This is a genomic window from Niallia sp. FSL R7-0648 (assembly GCF_038007005.1).
GTDB classification, from domain to species: Bacteria; Bacillota; Bacilli; order Bacillales; family Cytobacillaceae; genus Niallia; species Niallia circulans.
Window position 1 is genome coordinate 1,763,845 of the sequence record NZ_JBBOWE010000001.1, and the last position, 17,879, is coordinate 1,781,723.

Consider the following 17,879-nt stretch of genomic DNA (forward strand, 5'->3'; position numbering starts at 1 on the left):
ATTTATCAGGCTAAACAAGTTATATAGTAATAGTGAGAATAGCTGCGTATTAAGAGATAAGTGTTTGTTTATTGAGGGAGGATAGTTGAATAAGAAATGATTTAATCTCTATTGGTTATATAATTGAAGATTACCTTTGAGGAGAAATAAAAATGCTTCAAATACTGAGAAAATCAGATAATTTAATTATTGTCATACATGAAATCTATGGCATTAATCAACATATAAAGAATTTTTGTGATATATTATCAAAACAGGATTTTGATGTAATCTGCCCAAACTTATTAGAACGAGAACAATCATTTGATTATTCTGAGGAGATAATTGCCTATCACAATTTTATGGAGACTGTAGGATTCTCCGATGCTGCAGATAAAATAAAGAATTTATTAGCAGGTGTTAAAAATAAATATCAAAAAATATATATTATTGGATTTAGTGTAGGGGCAACGATTGCTTGGTTGTGCAGCGAGGAAGATTGTCTTGATGGGGTTGTGGGATACTATGGTTCGAGAATAAGGAATTTCACGAAAATAGTACCACTATGTCCTATAATTTTATTCTTTCCTCAAGTGGAGCAATCATTTAGTGTGGATGAGTTAATTTTAAATTTAGATAAAAAGAATATAGAAGTACATAAATATTTTGGACATCACGGATTTAGCGACCCATACTCTATAAAATTTAATGAGAAATCATCCCAACAAGCTTTCAATGAAATGCTAAACTTTTTAAAGAAACATTGATTTATTAAACAAGGTTGATATTCATCTAAAGGGGCAAGTTCATGAAGGATTTTTATCGGTTATTCAATAATCGAGCCTTATTTTTAAATAGCATTCTTTTATGAAATGTTACCAAAAGAAGATTTTGGGACTTTGAAATATTTATTCGAGGTTCTCGCAAATAAATGCGAATAAATATATTGGGTGGTACAATTGCTAAAACAGAAATTAGAAATTTTAGAGCATCAACAGAAATTTATAGGATTTATACAAAAATTAGAAAATTTTAATGAAAATCTGCTTAGAAAACCAATTGGAGAAGGAAAATGGTCTGTCATAGAAATCATAGGCCACTTTTATGCTTGGGATGAATTTGTTTTACAATACAGAATTCCATATTTATTATCAGCTAAAGATTTGCCAAAAGGTTCTAAAGCTGATGATTTAAACTCTCAATCTGCATTAATTGCTAGAACCGAAGATATAGAGAGTACCTTTAAAAAATGCATACATATTCGATACGAGTTAATTAATCAGTTAAGCAACATATCTGATGATAATTGGTTAATGGAATTACAGATTAATCAATCTAAACTAACACTTTATGAGTACTTAAAAGGATTAATGGAACACGATCTACATCATTTTAAACAAATAAAATCTGCTCTTAAACTATATGATTATTAGTGCAAAAGTTTCTATGCAAGCTAAAATTATCTGTTGTATTTAACTTGAAATTTTGTTTAGTTAAATATAAATAACATTCCATCAGGAAAAATTTCTATTTTCCCAATTTTAGTAGATTTTCTATATCATAAACGAATGTAATGATATTTTTTCCTTTTCCATGTCTAAACACATCCGTAGTACATTCTCCTAACCCACATAAATTAAATCAATATTTCTTCTCATTAATCCTTCCTATAGGTGGGAAGTGGACCTTTTTGAGACCTAGTACTTTTAATACTAGAATTACCATCAAGCAATATCCATTTTTCTCTTTCAATAAAGGCCATTTCAAGTACTCCTTAGAATGATTTTTCTTGTTGAATACTCCATTTCAGTTTATTTTTCTTCATAGAACAAATGGTGTAGCGAAGGAAGGAATTTAATGATTCAAATAGAATTACTAATAGAACTGCGTTAGGATAAAAGACGTAGAGGAAAAGAATTGGAGATGTATGTGATGAATATCAAACTTAATAAAGCTTTAAATCTACGGAAGAATGGTAATTTTAAAGAATCTAACGAAGTGCTTAGTGAATTGGTAAGGGATTTCCCAGAGGATGCTATATATAATTATCAATATGCCTGGAGCTTTGATATATTGGGAGAAGAAGAAAAGGCGGTGCCATATTACGAAAATGCTATAAAAATAGGATTACCTTCTAAGGATATGGAAGGTGCTATATTGGGATTAGGGAGTACATATAGAGCTTTAGGAGAATATGAAAATTCAAAAGACGTATTCCTAAAAGGAATGGAATTATTCCCAGATAATCATGCAATTCAAGTATTTTATTCCATGACCTTATACAATTTAAAAGAACATAGTAAAGCGATGGAGCTGATACTAAAGTGTTTAATTAATACGACAAATGACACTGAATTACTAAGTTATAAAAGAGCTATAAATTTCTATTCAGATAAATTAGATGAAACTTGGAAGTAATTTATATATTCAACTAAGTTTTGCGTCCCTTCCTCAAATAAGGAGAGGACTGCTCTATGTCACAAAAGGGACAGCTTAGCTAATAAAAAACTTTATTATAAATGAATAATGGATGGATAGGATACACTTAGTTGGACAGATATTTTAAGGTCAAGTAGAATACCAATAAGACAATAAGGGGAGAATCTACCATGACCAAAAGAGCACGTAGAACATTTACTGCAGAATTCAAATAACAAATGGTGTAACTATATCTGAACGGAAAACCAAGAAAGGATATCATTCGGGAATATGAGTTAACCCCATCTTCCTTAGATAAGTGGATTAATCAGCATCAAACTACCGGTTCCTTTCAAGAAAAGGATAATATAACACCCGAACAAAAGGAACTTCAGGAACTTCGGAAAAGAAACAAGCAACTTGAAATGGAGAATGCCATTTTAAAGCAGGCAGGGCTGATACTAGGACGAAAGTAAATGTAATTAAGAATAACCAACACAAATACTCGATATCAGCAATGTGTAAAGTCCTACAGCTTTCAAGAAACACCTATTATTATGAAGCCAAAGAAAGAGCGTCAGAGGATGATATAACCTCAAAAATCATCGAAATCTTTTGCTTAAGCCGGCAGAACTACGGCACACGTAAGATAAAAGTGGAATGAAAAAAACAAGGATTTATCGTTTCTAGACGCCGAATCGGTCGCATTATGCGGGAACAAGGGCTTGTTCCTCTTATACTGTGGCTCAATTCAAACCACATTCAAAGAAGTGCAATGAATCCCAGCAACAAAATGAATAAAATCGTGCTTTTCATCAAGAAGAAGAAATGACAGTGGTCGTTAGTGATTGACATACGTAAGGGTCGATAAAAAGTAGCAATACGTATGTGTATTTGTTGATCTCTTTAATCGAGAAATCATTGGACAAAGTACCGGTCCAAACAAAGATGCAGCACTCGTATATCGCGCCTTTTCTTCCATTAAGAAGGATTTAAGAAAGATTCGATATTTCCACACGGATCAAGGAAATGAATTTAAAAATAAGCTAATAGATGAAGCTTTAGAGACTTTCGATATAAAGCAATCATTAAGCATGAAAGGCTGTCCTTATGATAATGCAGTGGCAGAAGAAACATTTAAAATTATCAAAACAGAGTTTATTAAGGAAAGGCATTTTACTAGTTTAGAAGAATTATCAAGGGAATTATACGACTATGTGAATTGGTTTAATTACATTGAATTCATGGAACGTTAGGTTATTTAAGCCCTATTGAATATAAACAGAAACACCTAAAAAAAGTTGTCTAGTTTTGTGTTGACATACCACTGTATACACTTTCAATTGAAGAAATTATTTATATGATGAAAGAATCAGAGTAAACGGAAAGTAAAATAATGTTTAGAGAAATATAGTTAGTTAAAAACTTCGAGATTAAAAGATTCGAAGTTTTTTGTGTGGTTCAGCAAATATACGAGTATTATAAAATTTCCTTCAATAAATTTCTGTAGGGTACAAAATACTTGCTATTTCTATAGAAAGGAAAAAACTCTTCTCTGAATTCTATATTATGGTATTATTAGGATATATTTAACAATGAAATTTATGAGGAGAAGATAATATGAATAAAAAATTAATAAAATTAGTTTTAGTAACAATTATAAGTACTGCTTTGATAATACCAATTTCTGTATTTGCTGAAACTGAAACCAAAGCGAATGATGATATTAGTACGGGTGCCGCATTAAATGATCCAAATTATATTCAAAATGAAGAGTATTATAACTCTCTGGAAGAGAAAAGAGATAAACAAACTGAAAGAGAAGAACAGGCCTTTCAAAAGAAACAAGCTATGTCGAAGGTAGCTGCTAAAACCAATGAGCATTACACGATTTCTGTTAAATATAATAAGCAGCAGTATAGTAACTTTTGCGGAGTAGCTGCTGGTAGACAATCTCTAAGTTTTCATAAATTGAAAAGTGGTAGTTCTGATAAACTTCCGAGTCAAAAGCATTTCGGAAACACAATAGGTACTCTCCCCAACGGTGGTGGTACAAAATCTACTTTTTTAGCTGATGGTCTTAATAAATATAAATATGTGTATAAATTTAGTGGAAACCCCTATATTGTTGGGAATATCGCTAAATATTCAAAGCCGGCAGTAAAATTAGAAACTCGGGTAAAGACAACATTACGGAATAAGAAAACTGCACCAATTCTATTAACGAGAACTGATTTTATAGAACAATATAGAGGGACAAAATATAGGCACTATGTTACAGTAAGCGGGTATGATAAAAATGCAGATGAATTTCGTTTAGTTGATCCAAATCATCACACTGAATTTACAAAAGGGGGAACATATTGGTCAAAATTAAAGACAACAGTTTCAAAAAAAGGGGTAGCTCGAGCAGTATATGAAGCTGACAAAGAGACAAAGGGTTCTAACCCCGTTATGGTTTGGTAATACTACATTAAAGGTTGTGAGAATCTTACAACCTTTCATATTATATTTTAATCAAAAATTTGTATATTGAAGAAGGAGGGGCGTAATGACGAGAAAAAATACATTTATATTAATAACTATACTAGTACTTATATTTATCGTATTTTATGGTAATCATTTACTTCAAACAAAAAAGTCATCAGCAACAAATTCTAAATCATCGGAAAAGACTCAGATTTATGATAAAGATTTTGATGTGAATGTGAATTTACCCTATAAAGAAATATCATCCTATGCTGCTTACAAAGACAATGTTTATATGAGTGCAGCTGATAACAGCCCTTCAGGAATGGCTAATAAAATCATCCAATACAACAGAAAAACTAATAAAGTTGAAACACTATTCACAACAAAATTCGATAGTTCTTCTATTCAAGGGCTAAAAGCTAATGATAAATGGGTTACATGGGTAGACAGTGATGATTTTGGGGATCAGAAAAACATATATATCATGAATACAAAAACAAGGGAAATTGAGCCGATCACAAAGGAAAACGATAAGTCGATCAAAAATGAATTTCCTGTGTTAGCTGATAATTATCTAGCATGGATATATTTTGATCAAAATAAAAATCAATCTTATGTTATGATAAGAGATTTAAAGACACATCGTAATAAAACTGTTTTTAATCTAAAAACACATACTCTTGATAATGCATTTTTATCCATTCAAGATGGAAAAATCCTTTTCACAGATATAAGGGAAGGAAAAAGCTACTGTTATTTATATAATATTTCAACGCACAAGTTAGAAGAATTCCAAAGTCCTCATAAGAAGATTGGCTGGGGAGAATTATTAAATGATCACCAAATTGTTTACTTAGCTTTCTTTACTGAGTCTTTTGCAGACAATAAATTGGTTCTTTTCGATACACAAACGAAAAAGGCAAACGAATTCTCAAGTAAGTATATGGAAGTTAATGGACTACGAGTGGATGGTAGCAATCATGTTTTTGTTGGTACTGGTGTTAGTAACCATTTCCAAAAATATCAAATTGATAATGGGAATATAAAAAAAATTGGGGAAATTGAAGATAATGATATTTTTGATATGACGGCTAATAATGGAGTTTATTTAATGAAAATAGAGACGAAAAATAAAGATGAGAAACTAATTATAACATCTAAGTTACCGGAATAAATTGTATTTCTGCTAGATTTACCTGTTTCTAGCAGTTTTATAATCTGAGCGAGGATACAAACTGGAGTTGTAATATATTATCCGGCCAGAATATACACTTTAGAAGTTAAAAGTAGCAGCATCTAAGAATTAGTTCGATAAATCAATAAACCACCTAAAATAATCTATTTTATTTTAGTTCATTATTTTCTCGCAAAAAGCGAATGAATTTTTTTAAACCTGGTGAGTGATGCTTTTTCTTTTTGATTAAAAAGTCTATTTTTATCTTTTTAGGTAATTCTGTGAATATGATTTCCTCGGTACCTTTTCGAGTTTTTGCAATGTCTGCAGGTATTATGCTGATACCCAATCCATCATGAACTGCTTGAATAATAGATTCAAGAGAATCAAACTCAATGATGTTAGAACTATGAAAATTGCTTTCTTTGGACCACTCTAATAAGTGTTTTCTATATATGCAATTTTTATCACTATTAACTATCAACGTCTGATTTGAATTAATAAGAATTGGGTTAGGTATAGGGGAAATTAGTATAATTTTCTCTAAGTAACTATAAACAATCTCGCAATCAGATGTATTTTTACTGCTATTTACAAATATACCATCCACTTCACCATAGAAAAGCATTTCTTCTAACATCAAATTATTACTTGTTCTTACTTTCACATCTAGATTATTAGATTCTTTTAAAAATGCAGAAAGTAAGGAAGGAATCTTAACGGCAGAAATTGTTTGAGAAGCTCCTATTTTTAATGGTTCTCTCCACTTATTAGGATTAATAGCTGTCTTAGCTTCGTCTATTAATTGTAGTATTTCATTTGTATAATCTAATAGTTTTTTCCCTTCTTCAGTCAATGTTACTCCCCGATTATTTCGCATAAATAATCGCACGCCTAGTTCATTTTCTAAATTTTTTATTCGTTGACTAACGTTTGGTTGTACATATCCTAATTTTTCGGCTGCTTTAGATACTGATTGCAATTCAGCAACGTGTTTGAAAATCTTTAATTCATGACTTTCCAATAGTTTCGCCCTTCTCTCTGTTATCATTTAAAATGATACCTAATTCATTATTCTGTATTATACTCCTCATTTTAATTAAAGCATAATGTAATAGTACAAATAAAAATAAGTAAGGATGATACGGAAATGGAATTAATGAATAAAGTAGTAATCATTACTGGGGCTGGAACTGGAGTAGGAAGAGCTGCAGCTATAAAACTAGCTGCTGAAGGTGCAAAAGTAGTGATAAATTACAATCAATCTGAAAAGGAAGCTCATAAAGTTGTTAATGAAATAAAACAAAATGGCGGGATAGCTATTGCTTATAAAGCAAATGTAGCAAACGAAAAGGAAGTAAAGGAATTAGTATCCCAAACTGTTCAAACTTTTGGATCTATAGATGGATTAGTAAATAATGCGAGTATCACAGCCCAAATAGCTATGGATGACTTAGATGCAGTAACAGATGATATATGGGATTCTCTTTTCAATGTTAATGTGAAGGGCATGTTCTATTGCATAAAAGCGGTTGTTCCTTATATGAAAAAACAACATTTTGGAGCAATTGTAAATATGGGGAGTGTAGCAGGAATGACTGGGATAGGTTCGTCTATCCCATATGCAGCAACAAAATCTGCTATACATACGATGACAAAGTCATTGGCTATCGCATTGGCACCTTCAATAAGAGTTAATAGCATTTCTCCTGGAGCTGTTGAAACAAGGTGGTGGGCTGGTAATGAAGAGAAGATGTATCAACTTACAGGTGAATTACCACTTCAAAGGATTTCCACACCAGATGATATAGCTGAAGCGATAGTTTTTCAACTAACTCAAAAATCTATAACCGGGCAAGTATTTACTATAGATAATGGTCAAACTCTCTAAATTAGTGGATTAGTAATAGCTATTTGTCTTCTGCAGTTAAGGAGGAAAAAAATATATAATAATGTAATAATACAGGAGTTTTCAGAAGGTCGTCGAAATAGAATATTTATAATAAGAAGGAGTGTGATTGGTTATGTCTCTTGCTAAAGACGTTTTGGAAGATCAATTGTTAGCAAATGCGAACGATCCTAGCTGGTATGTACCGTTTTCTGAATCAGTTGTAAATTTCACAGAGGAAGAAGCTTTTTGGAAACCTAATGATGAAAGTAATAGTATTGTAGAAATTGTCCAACATCTTCTTTACTGGAATGAAACTTGGCAAAAGAGATACAAAGAATCTCATGTAAATGCTGTTGCTTCCATAAATGATAATAATGAAAGCTTTATTATTTCAGAAAATAAAACGTTTGCTGACTTAAAAAAGTCCCTCTTAGCTGTTCTGCTTCAATGGCAAGACCTACTGACGCAAGAAAAGGTAGATAATGATGTAATTGGTTTCCCGGAGAAGGCAAAGTGGTGGCAAGTTCTAGGAAATTTGTCTACTCATAACGCCTACCACATTGGACAAATTGTTTACATTCGGAAGCTGCAAAAAAGTTGGAGATAATATGCTATTAGCAAGGAAATCGCTTATTTAAACATCCATTGACTTAAATGAATAATTGCTATTTTTTCATTTATAGGCTTTGTTGAAATACAATGGTGCGTTTTGAACTAAAGAGTCTAATTGTTGTTTTCACCTTTTATAAAGTGAAAAATTAAGTATTAATATATAAAAAGGATAAATCATCAATCCTCCTATTGCTAAAAGACCAGTAACTGGGTTAGGCTCATCTTCACCATGAGTCATTGGAAATAAAACAGCAAATAGATAAACCAAAAGTACAAGATATGGCAGCCAAAGAAGGATAGTCCAAAAACTTGCCTTTCGCCCATCCAACCACTTTTTCGTTAAAAGAATGATTAGTATTGTACCGACCACAAATTCAACAATAATGGCTGTACCAGTTAACATATTTATCGTTCCAAATTCCCAATTTGTCAGTCTGTTAATCCTATAAACATTTAACATTAGTTCGATCGGAACAAAAAATATAAGAGCATATAGCATACTAATAACATGTAACTTTAAGAAAAATTTCATTTTATAAAACCTCCATTATTTTCTAGAAATTGTTGGACTTTATTCTATAAAAAATAAATAACAGTTTATCTAATAATTTTTAAAAAGATTATTTTTTAATTTGTCTTCCTTTCTATTCTATACCGCTTTGCTCCTCAACATTGCGAAAGTATGTTTTCAGTAAGCTAGCGGCTTTTTGGGTATTTAAAGAAGTATCAAAAGCATGAAAAGCTTTTTCGTACTTGTTAATGGAAAAGGGCAGAAGATTGGTAGTTGCAAATCCAAGTTGCGATAATCTTTTGACATAAAAAGAATAATAGCTTTCTTTCTGTATTGGACCAACGTGTAAAACGCCTGTTAAATTCATATTGATGATTTCGATTATTGCTTTTGATAAATCATCAATATGAACAAACGTTTTGAACGTATTGGCAGGGGTATTCGCATATCCATACTTTTTAATTTCATGAATGAGACGTTTTGTTCTAGCTTCAATATTTTGATTAGTATCTTTGCCATAAATAGGACCTGTACGAATAATTATATGGTTTGTATGATTTGTAAGGAGTAAATTTTCCCCGATGTGTTTAGCATTTATATATGTAGATAACGGTGCTTCGCTGAGTAGGAATCCTGGTAGATCTGTTTCAGAATAGTTACCTTTGCCGTCGACAAAAACAGCATCTGTTGACAAATATATTAATTTTGTTTTTGGGGGAATGGCAGTTAATATATTGTTGAGGCCATTCTCAATAAGCTACATTTCATTTTCTCCATCCATCAAAGACCAAATAACAACATCAGGATTAATATGGTTCATTAGTTGTGTTACTTGAGGTTTGTTATTTATATCCAGTTGTAAAATATGTGAATGGGCATTTGGAAAACGGGAAGTTCCGTAAACAGAAAAATCAGAGATGGATGAGGCAAGTGCAAATAAGGAAGATCCTAAAAATCCAGTTGACCCTAATATGATAATTTTCATAAGCAATACTCCTAGTCCGAGTTTAGAAAAATCTGTTAATATAATAGTATCATAATTTAATTGGAAGAATCATGAAATTCTTTTAAAGGAGAGATTATTGATAGAAATTAAAAATATTGGGCATTTTTGTCGGACAGATTCAAGAGGCCATATCATAAATGATTCGAGTATAAATGCCATAAAACCTGAATTTAAATATATTATAGATGCGGTAATAGAAACATATCAATCTTATTTAGGAGAACATTTACATAGTGTGTATATTAGGGGTTCTATTCCTCGCGGATTAGGAATAGATAATGTATCAGATTTGGATACGATAGCTATTACCAATAAAAATATTGATGCCATTGACTTAAATTGGGTGGATAAGGCAGAACAAGCTTTAAATGAAAACTTTAAAGCAGTTGATGGCGTTGAACTTAGTTTCTATTTTATTGAAAATATTTTAGAGACTACTAACTTTTCAATAATCCCGTTTATGATAAAAACTCATAGCATTTGTGTTTACGGAAAAGATATAAGTGTTTTTTTACCTAACTATAAAGCAGACAAAACACTTGCCAATGAACATCTTGTGAATTTAAGAAGTCAAATTCAACAAGCAAAAGAAGAACTTACTGGGAACGAAGATGTTGAAGATGTATTGGATTGCTGCAGATGGATAATGAAAATCATTGTTAGGGCAGGACTAGCACTGGTTCTAGTGGAAGAAAACAAATACACAAGGGATCTGTACCCGGCATATAAACTATTTTCTGAACATTTTCCAAGCAAAGAATCCGAAATGAAACAAGCACTGGAGTATGCTGTTAATCCAATAAGTAATTCAGAAGTTATTATAAATTTTTTAAATGAATTGGGAGAATGGATGATAAGTATCACGGAAAAATGGCTGCAAGTTTATAATCCTAATATGGAAAGAAATATGAAAATATAAAGTAATAGAGGAAAATCATTTAGTTACAGGTTGATACTATAGAACTTTCTGTGTCTGCCATTAAGAAAGCAGACTGTAGAATTGTCCAAGGACCTATTAATCGTGAATGTGAAGTTGTTGAGGCAGATCCAGATGGATAGAAAATACAATTTCCCGACCTTTGTGTTAATGGGTGTTACATAATATAAATAACAGGGGATGAGATTGTGATTGAAGTTAGAAAAGCGGAACCGAAAGATGTAGAAGGAATTGCGAAGGTTTGCAGGGATGGCTACTGGGCAACATATGAAGATCTCTGTTCAAAAGAATATATTACTAGAATTATTTCAACGTTTTATAATCGGGAAAGAATTCACAGGGAAGTTACGGAAACAAGTAGAGAATGGGGAGGCTATTTTGTTGCCATTGATAATGATGAAGTAGTTGGTGCCATCGGTGGTGGCATGATAAATGATACCGCTGGCGAAGTGTTTGTTTTTTACATCAGTCCGGATAGACGGAATGAAGGCATTGGTACAAAATTATTAGATGTTCTCACAAAACAGCAGAAGGAAGAGTTCGCAGCAAGTGAGCAATGGGTGTCAGTAGCGAAAGGTAATCAAAAAGGAATCCCATTCTATGAAGCGAAAGGATTTATTTTTAAGAAAGAACAAGATACATACGGCAATGTAGAAGGAGAGAGTTACACTTCCTTGCGATATTGTCGAGTAATTTAAAAGCAGAAAGTAATTAACTATAAATGTACACATTTTTCCATATGTATTTAAGTAGACCATCTAATTTGATTTCTTAGGTGGTCTTTTGAATTCTTTTAAATGGAAACAATGATCGAATAATGCTAATAAATGAACCATAGGGATTTTTAAATAAATGATAATCACGGCAATAATATAGAATTAACAAAAAGGAATAGTCAGATTAGACTACAAAAAGTTGGAACAATAAGGTAAAATAGAATTTTACATAGTAGTGAGTATAAAAAGCTTACCCTTCGTATGACAAGAAATTGAACGTCTTAGTGAATAAAGATTACAAATTGTGTACTATAAAAACATCAGTTATGATTATGATGTACCATTTTTCAGAAGCATTTAAATAACCTGCAATTTAATATAATGTGAGGACTGTTTTAATGATAGACAATGAATTTTTACCTAGTATAAAGCTTTATCGTATGATTATTGGCTTATTCATCATATTAATGAGCGCAGGGACAGTGATAGTTTACATAGAGGATGATCGAATTATTTCGTTGTCTTTAATCTTGCAATGTTTATTCGTTGTAAGTATTTCTATTCTACTAGTCATTTTTCCCAAAAAAGATACATTAAATTTTAGAGCAACGATTATTTTTTTGATGTCTGCTTACTTTTTCTTTATGTATTTACGGTTTCCTGACAGATTTGCTTTGATATTGCTGATTTGTTTTATCCCAGTTATTCCTGTCTTATTTTTACATATTAGATTATTTTATATTACATTGTTAGGGAACATTACTATTATGTTATGCGTAATTATTTATTTGATGATGAATAATACCCCTGGCATACATAGTTATAGCTATTTGGATTTTATAGGAGTTATCACTAATTTCTTGGGGACACAGCTTTTGCTGCTATTTCTTTTCCTGCTTTTTCAAAAAAGAATGAAGGATCAAGAGCTATATTATGTTCAAGTTAAGCAAGCTGAAAAGCTGCGGACAACTGGACAGCTTGCGGCAGCTGTTGCACATGAAATTCGCAATCCTATTACGGTAGTAAAAGGATTTATCCAGCTTCATGAAAAGGATAAGGAAATACCTGAACATATAAAAAAACAATATAAGCTGATGTTAGATGAGCTAGAAGCAGCTGAGACAGTTATTTCAGATTTTTTATCATTAGCTAAACCAAGCGAAACGAAGACAGAGATTATTTCCGTTAAACTAGCTCTTCATACAGTGATGGACTTACTGAATTCATATGCAATGAATGATACGATACATATTGAATTAGAAAGTGAAACAGACTATAAGATTCAATGTAATATCATGGAATTTAAACAACTATTCGTAAATTTATTGAAAAATGCGATTGAAGCCTCCCAGCCTGGTGATACCATCCATGTAAAATTAATAGGAGAATTAGACGAATTAAAAATTGTAATTATCGATAACGGTACAGGGATGAACGAAGAACAATTAGAGCAGATAGGAACGCCTTTCTATTCCTTAAAAGCGAAAGGAACTGGGCTTGGTTTAATGATTTGCTATAATATTATCGAAAAGTATGATGGAACCATTCGTTTTAAGAGTGAGGAAGGAAAAGGAACAGAAGTTACCGTTACTTTTCCTATTGCACAGAAATAATACTCGCTTATATTATACATTTTTAGTACATCACTAAGTATTCTACCAGGAAGCCATTAATCATTGTTGAAACACAATGATTAATGGCTTTTGTTTTTATGAAATAAATAACTAGGCTCAAAAAGAAAGCTATCTAAATAATTTGAAGCCTAAAACTTCTTGGGAAACTATTATTATCCTTTTCCTATTTATATAGACTCGTAGTTCGTATTTTTAGAAAAATCTGTTAAAATTATTTAAAAGAAAAAGGTTGAGAGGATAGGAAAATGGCAAAAACATCAGGTTGCTTTACGATAGTAATAAATGACAAGGGACAAGTCTTATTGACGAAACGGAAGGATGTTCCAATTTGGGATTTACCTGGAGGTAGATGGGAAAAGGACGAAACATTAGAAGACTGTGCCATTCGAGAAACAGAAGAAGAAACTGGATACATTATTCAAATTAAACGGAAAATCGGGGAATATTTCCAACCGCAATTCAATGATATGCAGTATTTATTCTTGGGGGAAGTGAAAGGAGGAAATCTAATAGAAGAAGGACCAGAAACAGAAAAAGTTGCATGGGTAAATATACATCATTTACCATTAAATATGGTTCCTAATAGAAGAAAACAAATTAAAAACTATTTACAGAATAAGAATCACGTTGTAAAACAATCAATAACTGTGTCTCCTATTATAAGAACCCTTTTAAAAGGGTATTTGAAATTATTTAGATAATTATTAACACCAATTAAAATAAAGCAGCTGCTTCTAGGTTTTATTCCACATGCTAGATTAATGGAGATTGTAAATTGTGGCCATTGACTTATTATAAAGAATCCTGCTGAACTTAATAGAATTGCTGCAGAATTTTAGGTGATTCTATAGTTCTCTCTTATAATTTCTAGGACAAATTATTCTTATTCTATTCTCCCATCTTTGGGTTATATAATTCGGTTGCTTTTTGCTAACAAAAAAATAAAAAAAAATGAAAGACTAATAAAATTGACACTATAAGTGATTTGTTATTCAATTTAAAATATTTCCTATAATGTGTTATATTGGAAATAAAAACGTGAGTATAGGAGAGTACAAAATGACACTTGAATCGTATGGTAACTATTATGATAAACGTGTGGAGTCAATTGATGAAAAAATATGTGAATTAATAAGTCAAAGAAAAATAATATCAAGTGATCCTGGAGATCCAACTTCGCAGCATATTGCTATTTGGTCTAAAAAATATAATTTGAATGGGGATTTTTTAAATGATGTTTTTAGCCACTTACCAAGAGAGGATATGTATAAACCAATAGAAGTACCTAAAGGATTTCTGAAAAATAAACCAGTTTTAAAATCGTATGAAGATAATAATGTTTTCTATTCAGTACCATTCATTCGTCAATATAAAAATGCCAGTGTAGTTCACTTGAATATTGATAAGGATGTCTCCGAAGAGAAGCCTGGAGATATGCACCATTTTATATTTATAGAACTTTCCATCGATGGCACTCATATTGATTACGACTGTCGAAACGATCATGGTGGAGCTTCCGGTGGGCACATATCATTTGAATTCGTTGTAACGCCACCCTTACCTGATAATATGTCAAACATTAAATTAATATTCAAGGAATACAATGAGCCTCTCAAAAGAAAGCCAACTGGTCTTGAATTCGTTTTTTCTTTGGACAAATAGTTTTACTCCTATATAAGTATCTAACTGCTTAGTAGTATATTCTATCAAAATAAGTAGAGGAGGGTTTAAAAAATTATCTTCTATTTCTCTTCTCGGTAGTCCTTTCTATTTTCTTCTCCTTTTCTATGAAGAATTATTAGAATGTTCGGGAACTTTTACGTGCTTAGAACGTATAAATTATGAAAAATCTATGGGAGGCAAGGTGTAACTTTGCGGGGAATTAAATATTATTTGATGTTTACTATTTTCTTATTATCGTCATGTCAACAAAATGAGATAGTAGAACAAGAAAAAAAGGTAAAAGAAGGACTTACATACTCATTTCAACATCCTGAAACTGGTCAATCGTACCATATAATTCACGTATATAAACTATATGAGAACTTCGAAAAAAGAATAAAAGAGGATGTAAATATGTCAGAAAGTCAGGTGTTTGAAGAGGAAGTAATTAATCCTATTTATGAGGCATGTTATCAGGATGCAGAGTATTTCACAGAGACTGTTAAAGCACCAGAAAATAGAGAAGAAGTTAATAATATCATTCAAACAATGGATGTGAAGGCTATAAATTCAGCCATTGAGGAAAGTTTAATAAAATCTTCTAATTATATACCATCAAATCAAAAAACGAATATATGTATTTATCCTACAGAGGCAACTAAGAGTACAACTTTAATGTTTACAGAGGGAGCAGGAAAAATCAGTGTATTATACAATGAACTTTTTAATGAGGAAACTCTTAAAGCAGGAATTGCTCACGAATATCATCATAGTGTGTGGACGGAAATGTACTTTAATAATTCTCACTCTCATACCGTATTGGATAACTTAATTCTTGAAGGGAAAGCAGTAATATTTGAAAAGCTTGTATATCCAGATATTTCTCTAACTACTATTAATTACAATTTTAATAAGGATGATTGGAATCAAATTGAACCAGATTTATTCCAAGAAGATCCCTACAGGGCAGCAGAAATAATATCGGGCGGGAATGGATTGCCTTATAATTATGGTTACAATGTGGGTTATCAAATGATGAGATCCTATTTAGATTTACATCCAGATTTAACACCCCAAGAATGGACAGCTCTTGGCGCAAGAGAAATTTATGAAGAAGGAAAATACAACGAACATTATCAATAATGGAAGTTACATATCGAACTAATCCCTTTTACTCTAATACAAAACATTCTCCAGCAAAACAGTGTAAGAGATGGGAAAATTTGAATTTTAACTAATTATATTTGTTAAAATCAAGGTGTTTATATAAATGTTCCTCCTCTTCATTAGGATTGGGGGAAGCTTGTCTAATTTCCTTATCAATACGTATATATTCATATTTTTGGTTCGGTTCATCTCTAAAAGTCACAAACGTGGTAAAGTGATAGCTTGCTTTTGTCATGGAAGTATCAATTTCAAGTATTTCCTCTTCTTGATATTTTTGATAGTTGATATATCCTAATAGAGCAAAAGGGCATAGTATCATTAACCAAGTCACGGTTGTAAAGAAAATAAGCGCTTTTTTCTTCAAGTGTTTGCTCCTCCTTTTAAAGGATTTATCGATAACTAATAAACATTGTTTATGATACGATTTTTTTCTTCTCTAAATCGTCTTATTAATTCATCCATAAGCAAGAACATAATAGATATACTTAAGGAGTAAATAGTGAAAATCCAAAGAAAAAAGAAAGGTAGAAAACCAAAGAAAACATATAATATAAAGCTAAATGCAAGCCTGCCTTGAGGAAGTTTGCTTGTTATTTTCTCTATTAAGATAGAGATCGGAAGTCCATATAGAAGTAAACCTAAGCTGAAAAAAAGAGTATAGCTTATAAGATCTTCTTTTAAATCAACATCTTGAATAACCGGTTGAGTAAAAAATGAGTCTAGTGGAAGAAAAACAGTGAATACAAAAGTGGATAAAAATAAAGTCAGAATAGCTGATACTACTTTTCTTTTAAGCATGTTGTCTTCCTCCAATCTCTTCACTTTCTTTATTTTAACAAATAATGTAATTGAAAAGGAGAATCGTTTAAAAAAATGAATTTAGTACAGAGAAAAAATTTTAACATTAGGGAGGGGGATCGACAATTAACCATGATTAAAGCGATTATATTTGATTTAGATGGTACCTTATTAAATAGAGATGCATCAATAGAAATGTTTGTGGATTGTCAATATGATAGATTAAATATAGAGCTTGGCCATATTCCCAAAGATACATATATAAAGAGATTTATTGAATTGGATCAACGCGGCTATGTTTGGAAGGATAAGGTATATCAACAATTAGCAGCTGAATTTGAGGTTAAGGAGATAACATGGGAAGAGCTCTTACAAGATTATCTTAGCCAATTTAAAAATCACTGCATGCCTTTTCCCAATCTTAAGAAGATGTTGGAGGGATTAAAGAGCCAGAATCTTCTTTTAGGAATGATAACCAATGGCTTTGGACAATTTCAAATGGATAATTTGCTTTGCAGATAGAAAAATATTTTGATGTCATTTTGGTTTCCGAATGGGAAGGGATAAAAAAGCCGGATCCTAGGATATTTAATAAAGCTTTAAACATACTGAATGTGCAGGCAAACGAAGCTATATTTGTAGGAGACCATCCAGAAAATGATGTGCTTGCTGCGAAAAAAGTAGGGATGAAAGGGATTTGGAAGAAGGATTTGCATTGGAGAAATGCCGAAGCAGATTTAATTGTAGATGATTTAGGAGAATTGCCTTTCATTATAGAAAAGTTAATGAAAGAATAGAACCACGCTAAATGGAATGATATTTTAAGTCGAGAAGCGTATAAGTTATAAAAGGGATGAAGCGAGACAAGGAAGAGAAATTAAAAAAACAGAAAATGGTCCAAG

At 31.6% G+C, this 17,879-nt stretch carries 17 protein-coding genes and 3 pseudogenes; 15 read left to right on the top strand and 5 right to left on the bottom strand.

What is annotated here, in order from left to right; translation table 11 throughout:
- Positions 1 to 152: 152 nt before the first annotated feature.
- The 6 genes and pseudogenes from NSQ89_RS08400 to NSQ89_RS08425 all read left to right on the top strand — a co-directional run bounded on the left by NSQ89_RS08400 (position 153) and on the right by NSQ89_RS08425 (position 6,043).
- Positions 153 to 746: a dienelactone hydrolase family protein gene (locus NSQ89_RS08400; protein WP_341132474.1), complete on the top strand. Its 594-nt coding sequence runs from the start codon at positions 153 to 155 to the stop codon at positions 744 to 746.
- Between the two features lie 192 nt (positions 747 to 938).
- Positions 939 to 1,412 carry a DinB family protein gene (locus NSQ89_RS08405; RefSeq protein ID WP_251687147.1) on the top strand — a complete coding sequence of 158 codons (474 nt, stop codon included), beginning with the start codon at positions 939 to 941 and terminating at the stop codon, positions 1,410 to 1,412.
- Positions 1,413 to 1,911: 499 nt separating this feature from the next.
- The gene (locus NSQ89_RS08410; RefSeq protein ID WP_341132475.1) at positions 1,912 to 2,397 is read left to right on the top strand and encodes a tetratricopeptide repeat protein; all 486 of its coding nucleotides are present in this window, start codon (positions 1,912 to 1,914) and stop codon (positions 2,395 to 2,397) included.
- A 239-nt stretch (positions 2,398 to 2,636) separates the two neighbouring features.
- Positions 2,637 to 3,706 (top strand): annotated as a pseudogene (locus tag NSQ89_RS08415) (IS3 family transposase).
- A gap of 311 nt (positions 3,707 to 4,017) precedes the next feature.
- Complete coding sequence (locus tag NSQ89_RS08420; RefSeq protein WP_047944959.1) at positions 4,018 to 4,863, top strand: C39 family peptidase; 846 nt, start codon at positions 4,018 to 4,020, stop codon at positions 4,861 to 4,863.
- Between the two features lie 85 nt (positions 4,864 to 4,948).
- Positions 4,949 to 6,043 (top strand): hypothetical protein, encoded by a 1,095-nt coding sequence (locus NSQ89_RS08425; protein WP_341132476.1) that lies wholly within the window; start codon positions 4,949 to 4,951, stop codon positions 6,041 to 6,043.
- 169 nt (positions 6,044 to 6,212) lie between these two features.
- Here NSQ89_RS08425 and NSQ89_RS08430 read toward each other — a convergent pair whose 3' ends face one another.
- Positions 6,213 to 7,067, bottom strand: coding sequence for a LysR family transcriptional regulator (locus NSQ89_RS08430; protein ID WP_341132477.1), 855 nt, complete (start codon positions 7,065 to 7,067; stop codon positions 6,213 to 6,215).
- Between the two features lie 126 nt (positions 7,068 to 7,193).
- Here NSQ89_RS08430 and NSQ89_RS08435 point away from each other — a divergent pair, with 126 nt between their 5' ends.
- Complete coding sequence (locus NSQ89_RS08435; protein ID WP_047944956.1) at positions 7,194 to 7,934, top strand: SDR family NAD(P)-dependent oxidoreductase; 741 nt, start codon at positions 7,194 to 7,196, stop codon at positions 7,932 to 7,934.
- A gap of 133 nt (positions 7,935 to 8,067) precedes the next feature.
- Positions 8,068 to 8,541 (top strand): DinB family protein, encoded by a 474-nt coding sequence (locus NSQ89_RS08440; RefSeq protein ID WP_341132478.1) that lies wholly within the window; start codon positions 8,068 to 8,070, stop codon positions 8,539 to 8,541.
- A 129-nt stretch (positions 8,542 to 8,670) separates the two neighbouring features.
- Here the strand turns inward: NSQ89_RS08440 and NSQ89_RS08445 are convergent, their stop codons facing one another.
- Together NSQ89_RS08445 and NSQ89_RS08450 are read right to left on the bottom strand one after the other, a co-directional pair.
- Positions 8,671 to 9,078, bottom strand: a complete 408-nt coding sequence (locus tag NSQ89_RS08445) for a hypothetical protein (RefSeq protein WP_047944953.1) — start codon at positions 9,076 to 9,078, stop codon at positions 8,671 to 8,673.
- A 112-nt stretch (positions 9,079 to 9,190) separates the two neighbouring features.
- A pseudogene (locus NSQ89_RS08450) lies at positions 9,191 to 10,042 on the bottom strand (sugar nucleotide-binding protein).
- A gap of 97 nt (positions 10,043 to 10,139) precedes the next feature.
- On the opposite strand from NSQ89_RS08450, the gene NSQ89_RS08455 reads away from it, so the two are divergent.
- The 6 genes from NSQ89_RS08455 (at position 10,140) to NSQ89_RS08480 (ending at position 16,155) form a co-directional block, all read left to right on the top strand.
- A complete protein-coding gene (locus NSQ89_RS08455; protein ID WP_047944949.1) occupies positions 10,140 to 10,982 on the top strand; it encodes a hypothetical protein in 843 nt (280 codons plus the stop codon).
- 206 nt (positions 10,983 to 11,188) lie between these two features.
- Complete coding sequence (locus tag NSQ89_RS08460) at positions 11,189 to 11,698, top strand: GNAT family N-acetyltransferase (protein WP_047944948.1); 510 nt, start codon at positions 11,189 to 11,191, stop codon at positions 11,696 to 11,698.
- 416 nt (positions 11,699 to 12,114) lie between these two features.
- Positions 12,115 to 13,329 (top strand): HAMP domain-containing sensor histidine kinase, encoded by a 1,215-nt coding sequence (locus tag NSQ89_RS08465; RefSeq protein ID WP_341132479.1) that lies wholly within the window; start codon positions 12,115 to 12,117, stop codon positions 13,327 to 13,329.
- A 266-nt stretch (positions 13,330 to 13,595) separates the two neighbouring features.
- On the top strand, positions 13,596 to 14,051 hold the full coding sequence (locus tag NSQ89_RS08470; RefSeq protein WP_336045544.1) for an NUDIX hydrolase: 456 nt from the start codon (positions 13,596 to 13,598) through the stop codon (positions 14,049 to 14,051).
- A 358-nt stretch (positions 14,052 to 14,409) separates the two neighbouring features.
- Positions 14,410 to 15,012 carry a hypothetical protein gene (locus NSQ89_RS08475; protein WP_336045574.1) on the top strand — a complete coding sequence of 201 codons (603 nt, stop codon included), beginning with the start codon at positions 14,410 to 14,412 and terminating at the stop codon, positions 15,010 to 15,012.
- A 210-nt stretch (positions 15,013 to 15,222) separates the two neighbouring features.
- Positions 15,223 to 16,155, top strand: a complete 933-nt coding sequence (locus NSQ89_RS08480; RefSeq protein WP_053215821.1) for a DUF2268 domain-containing putative Zn-dependent protease — start codon at positions 15,223 to 15,225, stop codon at positions 16,153 to 16,155.
- Between the two features lie 91 nt (positions 16,156 to 16,246).
- Here the strand turns inward: NSQ89_RS08480 and NSQ89_RS08485 are convergent, their stop codons facing one another.
- On the bottom strand, positions 16,247 to 16,543 hold the full coding sequence (locus NSQ89_RS08485; RefSeq protein ID WP_144545865.1) for a DUF3139 domain-containing protein: 297 nt from the start codon (positions 16,541 to 16,543) through the stop codon (positions 16,247 to 16,249).
- 35 nt (positions 16,544 to 16,578) lie between these two features.
- Complete coding sequence (locus NSQ89_RS08490) at positions 16,579 to 16,977, bottom strand: hypothetical protein (protein WP_341132480.1); 399 nt, start codon at positions 16,975 to 16,977, stop codon at positions 16,579 to 16,581.
- A 132-nt stretch (positions 16,978 to 17,109) separates the two neighbouring features.
- On the opposite strand from NSQ89_RS08490, the pseudogene NSQ89_RS08495 reads away from it, so the two are divergent.
- Positions 17,110 to 17,774: pseudogene (locus tag NSQ89_RS08495) on the top strand (HAD family hydrolase).
- The last annotated feature ends 105 nt before the right edge of the window (positions 17,775 to 17,879 follow it).

Coding starts and splice junctions, on each gene's coding strand:
- NSQ89_RS08470 (WP_336045544.1), top strand. CDS start 13,596: ATGGCAAAAACATCAGGTTGCTTTACGATAGTAATAAATGACAAGGGA.
- NSQ89_RS08410 (WP_341132475.1), top strand. CDS start 1,912: ATGAATATCAAACTTAATAAAGCTTTAAATCTACGGAAGAATGGTAAT.
- NSQ89_RS08475 (WP_336045574.1), top strand. CDS start 14,410: ATGACACTTGAATCGTATGGTAACTATTATGATAAACGTGTGGAGTCA.
- NSQ89_RS08465 (WP_341132479.1), top strand. CDS start 12,115: ATGATAGACAATGAATTTTTACCTAGTATAAAGCTTTATCGTATGATT.
- NSQ89_RS08435 (WP_047944956.1), top strand. CDS start 7,194: ATGGAATTAATGAATAAAGTAGTAATCATTACTGGGGCTGGAACTGGA.
- NSQ89_RS08425 (WP_341132476.1), top strand. CDS start 4,949: ATGACGAGAAAAAATACATTTATATTAATAACTATACTAGTACTTATA.
- NSQ89_RS08440 (WP_341132478.1), top strand. CDS start 8,068: ATGTCTCTTGCTAAAGACGTTTTGGAAGATCAATTGTTAGCAAATGCG.
- NSQ89_RS08400 (WP_341132474.1), top strand. CDS start 153: ATGCTTCAAATACTGAGAAAATCAGATAATTTAATTATTGTCATACAT.
- NSQ89_RS08445 (WP_047944953.1), bottom strand. CDS start 9,078: ATGAAATTTTTCTTAAAGTTACATGTTATTAGTATGCTATATGCTCTT.
- NSQ89_RS08420 (WP_047944959.1), top strand. CDS start 4,018: ATGAATAAAAAATTAATAAAATTAGTTTTAGTAACAATTATAAGTACT.
- NSQ89_RS08490 (WP_341132480.1), bottom strand. CDS start 16,977: ATGCTTAAAAGAAAAGTAGTATCAGCTATTCTGACTTTATTTTTATCC.